10 protein-coding genes are annotated in these 11,675 nt (G+C 64.8%); 1 reads left to right on the top strand and 9 read right to left on the bottom strand.

The annotated features are described in order from the left end of the window. Positions 1-101: 101 nt before the first annotated feature. Complete coding sequence (locus tag ACA067_RS11380) at positions 102-1,028, top strand: 2-hydroxyacid dehydrogenase (protein WP_497461839.1); 927 nt, start codon at positions 102-104, stop codon at positions 1,026-1,028. Between the two features lie 123 nt (positions 1,029-1,151). Here ACA067_RS11380 and ACA067_RS11375 read toward each other — a convergent pair whose 3' ends face one another. The 9 genes from ACA067_RS11375 to ACA067_RS11335 form a co-directional block, all read right to left on the bottom strand. Beyond that, entirely contained in the window at positions 1,152-2,231 is a 1,080-nt protein-coding gene (locus ACA067_RS11375) for a tartrate dehydrogenase (protein WP_497461838.1), read from the bottom strand. Between the two features lie 26 nt (positions 2,232-2,257). Beyond that, positions 2,258-3,715: an NAD-dependent succinate-semialdehyde dehydrogenase gene (locus tag ACA067_RS11370; RefSeq protein WP_497461837.1), complete on the bottom strand. Its 1,458-nt coding sequence runs from the start codon at positions 3,713-3,715 to the stop codon at positions 2,258-2,260. Positions 3,716-3,989: 274 nt separating this feature from the next. After that, on the bottom strand, positions 3,990-5,147 hold the full coding sequence (gene argE, locus ACA067_RS11365) for an acetylornithine deacetylase (RefSeq protein WP_497461836.1): 1,158 nt from the start codon (positions 5,145-5,147) through the stop codon (positions 3,990-3,992). After that, on the bottom strand, positions 5,144-6,298 hold the full coding sequence (locus ACA067_RS11360) for an NAD(P)/FAD-dependent oxidoreductase (protein WP_497461835.1): 1,155 nt from the start codon (positions 6,296-6,298) through the stop codon (positions 5,144-5,146). The genes argE and ACA067_RS11360 overlap by 4 nt, the downstream gene beginning before the upstream one ends. After that, positions 6,295-7,686, bottom strand: coding sequence for an FAD/NAD(P)-dependent oxidoreductase (locus tag ACA067_RS11355; protein ID WP_497461834.1), 1,392 nt, complete (start codon positions 7,684-7,686; stop codon positions 6,295-6,297). The genes ACA067_RS11360 and ACA067_RS11355 overlap by 4 nt, the downstream gene beginning before the upstream one ends. Then, positions 7,668-7,976, bottom strand: a complete 309-nt coding sequence (locus ACA067_RS11350; protein ID WP_497461833.1) for a (2Fe-2S)-binding protein — start codon at positions 7,974-7,976, stop codon at positions 7,668-7,670. The genes ACA067_RS11355 and ACA067_RS11350 overlap by 19 nt, the downstream gene beginning before the upstream one ends. Then, on the bottom strand, positions 7,973-9,814 hold the full coding sequence (locus tag ACA067_RS11345; protein WP_497461832.1) for an ABC transporter ATP-binding protein: 1,842 nt from the start codon (positions 9,812-9,814) through the stop codon (positions 7,973-7,975). Before ACA067_RS11345 ends, ACA067_RS11350 begins: the two co-directional genes overlap by 4 nt. 1 nt (position 9,815) lies before the next feature. Further along, positions 9,816-10,691: an ABC transporter permease gene (locus tag ACA067_RS11340; protein WP_497461831.1), complete on the bottom strand. Its 876-nt coding sequence runs from the start codon at positions 10,689-10,691 to the stop codon at positions 9,816-9,818. Next, positions 10,688-11,644, bottom strand: a complete 957-nt coding sequence (locus tag ACA067_RS11335; protein WP_497456659.1) for an ABC transporter permease — start codon at positions 11,642-11,644, stop codon at positions 10,688-10,690. Before ACA067_RS11335 ends, ACA067_RS11340 begins: the two co-directional genes overlap by 4 nt. Between the last annotated feature and the right edge of the window lie 31 nt (positions 11,645-11,675).

Raw genomic sequence — 11,675 nt, 5'->3', positions numbered from 1 at the left:
ATAGAACCTCGCGCAAGCCGTTTAACCCGGCCCTTTCGACAGATCCTGCGCCGACATTGCGCGATGATGGACAACCCCTTCAGCCTTTTCAGGAAATGCCCATGGCCCTGCTTTATAAAGCTGACCCTGTGCGCGGCGAACAGTGGCAAGCGCTGTTCGCCAGACACGCCCCGGACATCGAATGGCGCGCCTGGCCGGACATCGGTGATCCCAGGGACATCGAGTACCTCGCTGCATGGCAGGCGCCCGATGATCTGCAAGCGCTGCTGCCGAATTTGAAGGTGCTGTTCGCCTTGTCCGCCGGGGTCGATCAACTGGACCTCGCTCGCTTGCCGGCGAGCCTGCCGGTGGTGCGCCTGCTGGACCCGGGCATCACCCGCGGCATGTGCGAGTACGCCAGCTTCGCCGTGCTCAGCCTGCACCGGGACATGTTGCGTTATCGCCAGCAACAGATGGCCCGGTGCTGGCAGGCGCACTTGCTGCAACCGGCAGCCTCGCGCCGGGTCGGGGTCATGGGCCTCGGCACCCAGGCCCGGCAGATTCTGGCGACGTTGCAGCCACTGGGTTTTGCGCTATCGGGCTGGGCCCGCAGCGCCCACCAGGTACCGGGCGTGGAGTGTTATGCCGGCAAGGAACAACTGCCGGCGTTCCTCAGCCAGTGCGACATCCTGTTGTGCGTGCTGCCGCTGACCGGGCAGACCCAGGGCATTCTCGATCGCCAGCTGTTCCGGCAACTGCCCCGGGGCGCGGCGCTGATCAACATGGGCCGTGGCGGACATCTGGTGGAAAGCGATCTGCTGGAGGCGCTGGACAGCGGGCAGCTCAGCGGTGCGGTGATCGATGTGCTGCAGCAGGAGCCGGCTGCGCAGGATCATCCGTTCTGGGATCATCCGCAGATTCTGCTGACACCGCATATTGCCGCGATGACTCAGCCGGAAAGTGCGTTCGGGGTGTTGCTGGAGAATATTCGACGGTATCAACGGGGTGAGCCAATGGAGGGCCAGATCGACCGCACCCAGGGCTACTGAATACACACTCATCCAATGTGGGAGCGGGCTTGCTCGCGAAGGCGGAGTGTCAGTCGATATTGATGTCGACTGACACTCCGCCTTCGCGAGCAAGCCCGCTCCCACATTAGCTACGCGGTGGATTCAGAGATTGTCGGCGATGGCCTTGCCAACGTCTTGCGTCGACCCCTTCCCACCCAGATCCGGCGTAATCGGCCCCTCGGCAATCACCCGCTCGATCGCCTGCAGAATCCCGTCATGGGCCGCGCGATAACGTTCATCACCGTTACCCAGGAAATCGAGCATCAAGGCCCCGGACCAGATCATCGCAATCGGGTTGGCGATGTTCTGCCCATAGATGTCCGGCGCCGAGCCATGCACCGGCTCGAACAGCGATGGAAAACGCCGTTCGGGATCGAGGTTGGCCGAGGGTGCAATGCCGATGGTGCCGGCGCACGCCGGGCCGAGGTCGGAGAGGATGTCGCCGAACAGGTTCGACGCCACCACCACATCAAACCGGTCCGGCTGCAACACGAATCGCGCGCACAGAATGTCGATGTGCTGCTTGTCCCAGGTGATGTCCGGATACTGCGCGGCCATCAACGCCGTGCGCTCGTCCCAATACGGCATGCTGATGGAGATGCCGTTGGACTTGGTGGCCGCCGTCAGGCGCTTGCGCGGCCGGGTCTGGGCCAGCTCGAAGGCGAACTTGAGAATCCGGTCGACGCCACGCCGGGTGAACACCGACTCTTGCAGCACGAATTCATGTTCGGTGCCTTCGAACATCTTGCCGCCCACCGACGAATACTCGCCCTCGGTGTTCTCGCGGATCACCACGAAATCGATGTCCCCCGGCTTGCGTCCGGCCAAGGGGCACGGCACCCCGGGAAACAGGCGCACCGGGCGGATATTCACGTACTGGTCGAAGTCGCGGCGGAACTTGAGCAGCGAACCCCACAGCGAAATATGGTCCGGGACCTTGTCCGGCCAGCCCACCGCGCCGAAGTAAATCGCGTCGAAGCCCTTGAGTTGTTCGAACCAGTCGTCGGGCATCATCTGCCCGTGTTCCAGGTAGTAATCGCAGTGGGCCCAGTCGAGCACCTCGATGCTCAACTCCAGTTGCCATTTCTTCGCGGCCTGCTCCAGTACCCGCAGCCCTTCCGGCAGCACTTCCTTGCCGATGCCATCGCCGGCAATCGCGGCGATTCTGAATGTCTTGCTCATCAATCGAGGCTCCCCGTGTCTGTGAATTACAGCCCGCCGATGTGGAAGGCTTTGACTTCAAGGTATTCATCCAGGCCGTACTTGCTGCCTTCACGGCCCAGGCCCGATTGCTTGATGCCGCCGAACGGCGCGACTTCCATGGAAATGATCCCGGTGTTGAGCCCGACCATGCCGAACTCCAGCGCCTCGCCGAAGCGCCATGAACGACGCAAGTCCTGGGTGAAATAGTAGGCGCCCAAACCATAAGGCGTGGCATTGGCCAGTGCGAGGGCTTCGGCTTCGTCGCTGAAACGCATCAACGGTGCCACCGGGCCGAAGGTTTCTTCGTTGGCCAACAGCATGCCGGCGTGGGCTTCGCCAAGGACCGTCGGCTGGACAAACTGGCTGTCGCCCTCGGGCATGCCGCCGCAGAGCACGCGCGCACCCTGGCTCAGGGCATCGTCGATGTGCCGGGCGACCTTGCTCACCGCCGCCGGGTTGATCAGCGGGCCGATGCTGACGTCGGCGTCCAGACCATTGCCGACCTTGAGTTTGCCCACCTCTTCCACCAGGCGCGCGGCGAAGCGTTCGTAGATGCCGTCCTGCACCAGGATGCGGTTGGCGCAGACGCAGGTCTGGCCGGCATTGCGAAACTTGCTGAGCATGAGGCCGGCTACTGCCTGCTCCAGGTCGGCATCGTCGAACACAATGAATGGCGCATTGCCGCCCAGCTCCAGGCTCAGGCGCTTGATGTGTTCGGCGCTCTGGCGCATCAGCAGGCGACCCACGGCGGTGGAACCGGTGAAGGAAATCTTGCGCACGGTCGTGTTGCCGGTGAGTTCTTCGCCGATGCCAGCGGGCAGGCCGGTGACCACGTTGAACACCCCGGCCGGAATGCCGACCCGTTCGGCCAGCACCGCCAGGGCCAGGGCCGACAGCGGTGTCAGCTCCGAGGGCTTGACGATGATCGGGCACCCGGCAGCCAGGGCCGGTGCACACTTGCGGGTGATCATCGCGTTGGGGAAGTTCCACGGGGTGATCGCAGCGCACACGCCGACCGGTTGCTTGAGGGTCAGCAGCCGGCGATCGCCGCTGGGAGCCGGCATGGTTTCGCCGTAGACCCGCCGGGCTTCTTCGGCGAACCATTTGACGAAGCCGGCACCGTAGCGAATTTCGCCCTTGGCTTCGTTGAGCGGCTTGCCCTGTTCGCAGGTCATGATCAATGCCAGGTCGTCGAGGTTGTCGATCATGGCCTGATACCAGCGCTCCAGCAGCACCGCACGTTCCGCCGCCGGGCGCGCACGCCACGCCGGCCAGGCACGCTCGGCCGCTTCGATGGCGCGACGGGTTTCGCTGCCGTGCATCGCGGGTACGCGGGCGAGCAACTGGCCGCTGGCCGGGTCGATGACGTCCAGGGTCGCGGCGCTGTCGGCGCCGGTCCACTGGCCGTCGATGTAGGCAAGTTCTGCCAGAAGGCTGGGGTCTTTCAAACGATTCTTGAGCATGGTCGAGTCCTGATCCGAGACAGGTTCCAGTCTAGGGAGGTGCTGCGGGTGAGGATGCTGAAAGCGCCGATTGGGCGGTGTTGGATGCTGAAATTGGCGGCGGGACGGCAGGCTCTACCGGGGGGAGACAGGGTCTGTCCAGGTAAACACAGAACCCTGTGGGAGCGAGCTTGCTCGCGATAGCGGAAGATCAGTCAATATCAATGTTGAATGTCACGCCCTCATCGCGAGCAAGCTCGCTCCCACATTTGATCTCTGTTTGCCATAGAGTGGATTACAACTTCAAGGACCCCAGCAACCCTTCCAGAAACCGCTCCCCCGCCTCCATCTGGCTGATCTCGATAAACTCGTCCGGCTTGTGCGCCTGTTCGATCGAGCCCGGGCCGCAGACCACCACCGGCACATCCAGGCGCTGCTTGAACAGCCCGCCCTCGGTGCCGAAAGAGACCTTGGCGGTGCCGGTATCGGGCGCGGCGAAGTTCTTCAGAAAACGCACCGCTTCGACGCTCGGATGCGTGTCCAGGCCGGGATACACATTGATGGTTTCAATCTCGATGGCCGCGACGCTGGACAGCTTTTTCGCCTCGCGCACAATCACTTCGGCGCGCTCGCGCATCTGCTCCAGGAACTGATCCAGATCGTCCGCCGGCAAGTTGCGCACTTCGAAATCCAGGGTGCACAGGTTGGGCACGATGTTCAGCGCCTTGCCGCCGACAATCTGCCCGACATGCACGGTGCTGTAGGGCACGTCGTAGTCCGCATCCTGAGCGCCCTGCTCCTGCAACTGCTGCTGGCTCTGACGCAGCGCGGTGATGAAATCGCAGGCTACGTGAATCGCATTGACCGAACGCGGGGCCAGCGAGGAATGCGCCTCCAGGCCACGACAGTAAGTGCGGTAAGACCCCTTGCCCTTGTGCCCGAGCACGAACTGCATGTTGGTCGGTTCGCCGATCAGGCACAGGAACGGCCGCACCGGCGCCAGGTGCAGCACGTCGAGCAAACGGCGCACACCGACGCAGCCGGTTTCCTCGTCGTGAGACAGCGCCAGTTGCAGTGGCCGGCTCAACGGGCTGTCCGCCGCGTCGAGCATGGCGTCGATGGCCAGGGCGATGAAGCCCTTCATGTCGCAACTGCCACGGCCGTAGATCCGCCCGTCCTGCACCGTCGCCTGGAACGCCGGGAAGGTCCAGGCCTGCCCCGCCGCCGGCACCACGTCGGTATGGCCGGACAGCAGGATCCCCGGTAACTCCCGGGGGCCGGCGCTGGCGAACAGATTGGCTTTTTTACCGGTCTCGTCCTGCACGATCAGCGACTCGATGCCTTTGCTCAACAGCAGGTCGCGCACGTATTCGATGAGCGCCATGTTCGACTCCGAAGAGACGGTGTCGAAAGCCATCAGGCGTTTGAGAATGTCCAGTACACGGGGTTTCATGAGGCCTTGCTCCGTTGCTCGGCGGAAAGGGCGAACCGGTTGATGGAGAACGGCTCAATCGAAGTGCTGGTACTGCCGGTGCTGATCAGTTCGGCCATCACGTCGCCGACGCCCGGACCGAGCTGGAAGCCATGGCCGCAGAAGCCGAAGGCATAGAACAGGCCATCGACGGTGCCACTCGGGCCCATCACCGGCAGGGAATCGGGCAGGTAACCCTCGATGCCGCTCCAGACCCGGATGATGTTGAGGTTGCCGACACCCGGCAGCAGGCGGCGCATTTGTTCGAGCTGATTGAGGATGCTGCGCGGCTCGACCTGGGCCCGGCGATTGAGCATGTCCGGTTTGCTGCGGTAGCCGCCGCCGATGACGATGTTGCCCCGGGGGATCTGCCGGAAATAGATCACTTCCTCGGGAATTTTGGTGTACACGCCGATCACCGTCGGCAAGGCGTACGGCACCGGCTCGGTCACGGCCATTTGCGGGCCGTGGGTGTCCAGCGGCACCGGTTCGCCGAACTGGCTGGACAGCTTCTGACCCCAGGCGCCGGCGGTGATCAGTAACTGTGGGGCGCTGAACCGGCGGCCGTCGGTGGTGGTGATGCTGAACGCGCCGCCGACCTTCTGCACCTCGGCGACTTCGGTCTGCTCCTCGATCCGCGCGCCGAGGCGGCGTGCGGCACGGGCAAAGGCCGGGGCTGCCAGGCGCGGATTGGCGTGCCCATCGTGGGGCGCATAGGAACCGCCCTTCACGTCCCGCCCCAGGAACGGAAAACGCGCGTGCAGCTCGGCGCCACGAAAGATCTGCAGGTCCAGCTGCGCCGCTTCGGGTGCTGCCGCGTACGCCTCAAGTTCGGGGATTTCGTCTTCGCGGTAGCACACCCGCATGTGGCCGCTGGCGATGAATTCGAGGTCGTCATCGATCAGCTCCGGCAGACGCTTCCACAGCGCCCAGGAACGGTTGGCCAACGCCAGCTGGCCAAGGTAGCGCCCCTGGCGCCGCACGTTGCCGAAGTTCACGCCACTGGCGTACTGACCAATCTGGTCGCGCTCCAGCAGGATCACCGACTGCCCGCGTCGGCGCAGGAAAAACGCCGCCGCCGAGCCCATCAGGCCGCCGCCGACAATCACGACATCGGCTTTGTGTACCGTCATGGCGACACCTCCTCGGTAAGCATCGAAAGGGGTTTGACCGGTGCCTGGCCACGCTGCCGGCCGACCTGTTGCACCTGGACCCCGGCCGCCGCGGCAATCACCTCGGCCCCGGCCTGGGCGCAATAACGGCCCTGGCAACGGCCCATGCCGACCCGGCTGAACGCCTTGGCCCGATTGACTTCACACGCGCCCTTTTCACTGACGGTGCGGCGCAACTCGCCGGCGCTGATCATTTCGCAGCGGCAGACAATGGCTGCATCCGGCAGTGCCCTGGCGTGTTCGGCAGGCCAGGGAAACGCCTGGGCCAGGCCAAGGCGAAACTGGTCCATCACTGCCAGTGCGTGGCGTTGCTTGTCGCGCACACCGGCATTCACTGGCTGATGCAGGTCTTCCAGCAGCGCCATGGCCACCAGGCGTCCGGCGTGTTCCGCCGCATCCGCGCCGCGAATCTTCGAACCGTCCCCGGCGGCATACACACCATCGACCGACGTCCGGCCGTCCTCGTCCACCGCCAGCCACCATTGGCCGGAGGCGTCATCAAAGCGCATGCGGCAACCGGCCAGATCGGCCAGCTGGGTTTCCGGGCGCAAGTGATAACCCAGGGCCACGGCGTCGCAATCCACCGCCAAGGTCTCGCCTTTGGCGGTACGCACCCGCACACCGCTGACACCGCTCGCGGCGTCGCCCACAACTTGCAGCGGCTGCACCCCCAGGTGCACCGGGATTTTCGCCTGATACAGCTGCGCCAGCAGTTTCATCCCGGTGAACAGCAACCCGGGACGCGCCAGCAGTTTGGGCAGGGCGAGGATGCGTTTGCGCAGCGGCGAGGTGTCGAGCACCGCCGCCACGTTGGCACCGGCCTTGACGTACTGGCTGGCCACCAGGTACAGCAACGGCCCGCTGCCCATGAACACTACGCTGTGGCCGATGGACACCGCCTGGGACTTGAGCGCGATTTGCGCCCCGCCGAGGCTGTAGGTCCCCGCCAGTTGCCAGCCTTCGATCGGCATCAGACGGTCGGTGGCGCCGGTGCAGAGGATCAATGTGTCGTAATCCACCGTCGTATGTCGGCCCTGACTGACGCAGCACAGTTGCCCCGGCGTCAGGTTCCACACCAGGGTGTCCGGGCGGTAGTCGATCTGCCCGCGCAAGCGGTCGAAACTTTGGTGCAGGTGCCGGGCCTTGGTGGCCTCGGTGCCATACAGGGTGGCGTAATCCCGGGTGAACCCTTCGGGCTGGCGGCGGTAGATCTGCCCGCCATCCCGGCGATTCTCGTCGATCAGGATCGGCTTGACCCCTGCCGCCAGCAAGGTCTCTGCACAGCGAATGCCGGCCGGCCCGGCGCCGACGATAACCACTCGATGAGCACTCAGCCGCGCAATGGCCATATCGCCTCCGGTTGTGTGGTGACGATGTCCAGTCCTTCACGGACTTCGTTGGAACAGGCACGCAGACGTTCGCCGCCGCGAGTCCAGACCCAGCAATCCTGGCAGGCGCCCATCAGGCAGAAACCGGCGCGCCGCCCCGAATCGAATTCCGATTGGCGCAACGCCGAGCCTTGGGTCAGCAACGCGACCATCAGGGTGTCGCCACGCAACGCCTCGATGGGTGCGCCGTCCACGGTCAAACTGACGGTCGGTCGGCCCTGCTCGGCCAGTCTCACAAAACGCCCCTTCATGCGTAGGCTCCCTGGGTCATGATGTTCAAATCCTGCTGGGTTTTGAGCAACTCGGCGCTGTCGCGGTGACAGAGGATTTCACTGCCACCGGCAATGATCCGCCGGTTCGGTGCCGTGCGATTGCACACGCCATCGATCCGCACCGGGCACCGATTGAGGAAGGTGCAGAGCTCTGGCACGTTGGCCCTGGCACCCATCGGCGGCAGCTCGCCGCAGGTGGTGCCGCAGTTCTCCAGCCAGCCCTGGCGCAGTTCCGGCACCGAATGAATCAACAGGTCGGTGTACGGATGGAAGGGTGCCTGGGCGAACGCTTGCCGGGTGCCGGCCTGTACCTTGTGGCCGCTGTACATCACCACAATGTCGTCGCACAGCGCGCGCACCGTGGAAATGTCGTGGCTGATGAACAGGTAGGACACCCCCAGTTGCTGGCGCAGGTCGCGCAGCAGTTCAAGAATCGCCGCACCGACCACGGTATCCAGCGCCGAGGTCACTTCGTCGCAAAGAATCAGGTCCGGCTTGGCCGCCAGGGCCCGCGCCAGGTTGACCCGCTGTTTTTGCCCGCCGGACAGTTCGTTCGGCCGGCGTTCGGCCATGGCTCGCGGCAGGCGCACCAGGTCCAGCAGCTCGCCGATACGCTCGCGCAGCGCGGCGCCCTTGAGGCCGAAATACATCTTCAGCGGCCGACTCAGAATCGCGCTGACGCTGTGCATCGGGTTGAGGGCGGTGTCGGCATTCTGGAACACCATTTGAATGCGCCGGAATTGTTCGTCGGTGCGTTCGGACAGGCTGCCGCCCAATGGCTGGCCGTCAAAGGTCAAACCGCCGAGCGCCGGGGTCAGCAAGCCTGCCACCACCCGCGCCAGGGTCGATTTACCCGAGCCCGACTCACCGATCACGCCGATGGCCTGGCCCCGGCGCACGGTCAGGTCGATGTCTTCCAGCACACGAATCGACGGCATGCCGTGCGTGTCCTTGTTGCCGTAGCCGGCGGTCAGGCCCTGGATCGTCAGCAACGGCGTGTCTTCAGCGACACCACAGGGTGGGCGGATGGTGGTGTCCGGCCGCGCCGCCGCCAGCAGGCTGCGGGTGTATTCGTGGGCCGGGCCCTTGAGCAAAGGCGCGGTGGCGCTCTGTTCGAAGATCTGGCCGCCGTTGAGTACCACGATCTGATCGGCCATTTGCGCCACCACGGCCAGGTCGTGGGACACATAGACCGCTGTCGCGCCCCGTTCGCGCACCACCCGCTTGAAGGCGCGCAGCACGTCGATCTGGGTGGTCACGTCGAGGGCCGTGGTCGGTTCGTCGAGCACCACCAGCAGCGGATCGCTGATCAGCGCCATGGCCGCCATCACCCGCTGCAGTTGCCCGCCGGAGACCTGATGGGGGTAGCGCTGGCCGATGCGCTCGGGGTCCGGCAGCGCCAGGTCGCGGAACAGTTCGATGGCCTTGGCTTCGAGTACGGCGCGACTGCCCAGGCCATGAATCAAGGCGCCCTCCACCACCTGGTCGATGAGTTTTTTCGCCGGGTTGAACGCCGCCGCGGCGCTTTGCGCGATGTACGACACCCGGTTGCCGCGCAGGTCTTGCAGCTCGCGTTCACTCAACGCCAGCATGTCGTGCTCGCCGACCTGCACCACCCCGCCCGCCAACCGGCAGCCACGTCGGGCGTAGCCGAGCAGCGCCAGGGCGATGGTGGTCTTGCCGGAACCGGACTCGCCGATCAGCGCCAGCACTTCACCTTTTGCCAGGGCGAAGCTCACGCCCTTGACGATTTCCACCTCGCCGCGCTCGCCACAGGCGACCACCCGCAGGTTTTCGACGCGTATCAATTGGCTCATATCAATGACCTCCCGAACGTCGACTACGTCGCGACGACAGCCGGTCGATAAACAGATTCACCCCGATGGTCAGGGTGCCGATGGCCAGGGCCGGGATGACGATGGCCGGCGCGCCCTGGTTGAGGCCGCCGATGTTCTCGCGCACCAGCGAGCCGAGGTCGGCATCCGGCGGTTGCACGCCCAGGCCGAGAAAGCTCATGCCGCTGAGCAGCAGCACAATGAAGCCGAAGCGCAAGCCCAGGTCCGTCAGCACCGGATTGAGCATGTTCGGCAGGATTTCCACGCAGGCAATGTACAGCCGACGCTCGCCGCGGGTACGGGCTACTTGCACGTACTCCAGGGCTTCGATGTTCACCGCCATGCTGCGGGCGATGCGAAACGCGCCCGGGGTAAAGCTCAACACCGCCGTGCAGATCAGCAAGGTGACCGAGGAGCCGAAGGCCGAGACCATGATCAGGGCGAGCATCTTGCTCGGGATCGAAATGAAGGCGTCCATCAGGCGACTGATCACTTCATCCAGCCACTTCGGCGACACCACCGACAGCAAGGCGCAACCGGTGCCCAGGCCGCTGGCCAACACCGCCGCCACCAACGCCAGGCCCACGGTAAACCGGGCGCCGACGAGGACGCGGCTGAGCATGTCGCGGCCCAGGTAGTCGGTGCCGAACGGGTAGACCGTACTCATGCTGTCAAAGACGTTGTCGGAGACCACGGCCCCCACCGGGTGCGGCGCCAGCCACGGGCCGAAGATCGCCACCAGCAGCCACAGCAAACACATCACCGCCCCGACCAGCCCCAGCCAGGAAGCGCCGCCGGACACCTTGCCCACCGCCAGTTCAGGCGCAGCAGGCGTCGATTTCACAATGAGATTGTTCATTGGTTTCTCAGCCTCGGATTGGACAGAATCGCGCACAGGTCGGCAATCAGCACCAACCCCAGGTACGCCGTGCAAAACAGCATGGTGCAGGCCTGGACCAGCGCCATGTCGCGGTTGGTTACCGCATCGACCATCAGGCTGGCGATGCCGGGGTAGTTGAAGATCGTCTCGACGATCACCACCCCGCCCAACAGGTAGGACAGGCTCAGGGCGATGGCGTTGGCGATCGGCCCGATGGCGTTGGGCAAGGCGTGGCGCAGCACGATGCGCATCGGGCTCACGCCCTTGAGCCGGGCCATCTCCACGTAAGGGCTGTCGAGCTGATCGATCACCGCCGCCCGGGTCATGCGCGCCATTTGCGCGACGATCACGCAGCACAGCGTCATCACCGGCAAGGCGTAGGTGCGCATGAATTGCCAGGGTGAAGTGATGTCGCTGGCGTAGGACAGCGCCGACAACCAGCCCAGGTTCACCGCGAAAATCAGCACCGCCAGGGTCGCCACCAGAAACTCCGGCACGGCCACCATGGCCAGGGTGAAAAAGCTCAGGAAGCTGTCGATGCGCCCACCGCGGCCCATCGCCGAACCGATGCCGAGGATCAACGCCACCGGCACCGACACCAGCGCCGTGGCGGCCGCCAGCATCAGGGTGTTGGGCACCCGCCCGGCCATCAGGTCGCTGACCGGCATGGCGTTGGACACCGACTGGCCGAGGTCACCGCTGAGCAGGTTCATCAACCAGTGCAGGTAACGCAACACACCGGGCTGGTCGAGCCCCAGTTTCAGGCGCAAGGCTGCCACTTGTTCCGGCGTGGCGAACTGCCCAAGCGCCTGTTGCGCCGCGTCCCCCGGCAGTACTGCCGTGATCGCGAACACGACCATGGACACGATCAACAAGGTCACGATCGCGGCGCCCAGGCGCCGGCCGATCAACCACAGTGTGTTGCTATTCATCGCCCTACCCTCATGCAATGTCCTCGTAGCG

It is taken from the genome of Pseudomonas sp. LBUM1674 (assembly GCF_059695635.1).
The sequence above is the reverse complement of the archived record's forward strand: the minus strand, read 5'-3'. Positions and strand labels throughout refer to the sequence as shown.

Coding starts and splice junctions, on each gene's coding strand:
- ACA067_RS11380 (WP_497461839.1), top strand. CDS start 102: ATGGCCCTGCTTTATAAAGCTGACCCTGTGCGCGGCGAACAGTGGCAA.
- ACA067_RS11375 (WP_497461838.1), bottom strand. CDS start 2,231: ATGAGCAAGACATTCAGAATCGCCGCGATTGCCGGCGATGGCATCGGC.
- ACA067_RS11370 (WP_497461837.1), bottom strand. CDS start 3,715: ATGCTCAAGAATCGTTTGAAAGACCCCAGCCTTCTGGCAGAACTTGCC.
- argE (WP_497461836.1), bottom strand. CDS start 5,147: ATGAAACCCCGTGTACTGGACATTCTCAAACGCCTGATGGCTTTCGAC.
- ACA067_RS11360 (WP_497461835.1), bottom strand. CDS start 6,298: ATGACGGTACACAAAGCCGATGTCGTGATTGTCGGCGGCGGCCTGATG.
- ACA067_RS11355 (WP_497461834.1), bottom strand. CDS start 7,686: ATGGCCATTGCGCGGCTGAGTGCTCATCGAGTGGTTATCGTCGGCGCC.
- ACA067_RS11350 (WP_497461833.1), bottom strand. CDS start 7,976: ATGAAGGGGCGTTTTGTGAGACTGGCCGAGCAGGGCCGACCGACCGTC.
- ACA067_RS11345 (WP_497461832.1), bottom strand. CDS start 9,814: ATGAGCCAATTGATACGCGTCGAAAACCTGCGGGTGGTCGCCTGTGGC.
- ACA067_RS11340 (WP_497461831.1), bottom strand. CDS start 10,691: ATGAACAATCTCATTGTGAAATCGACGCCTGCTGCGCCTGAACTGGCG.
- ACA067_RS11335 (WP_497456659.1), bottom strand. CDS start 11,644: ATGAATAGCAACACACTGTGGTTGATCGGCCGGCGCCTGGGCGCCGCG.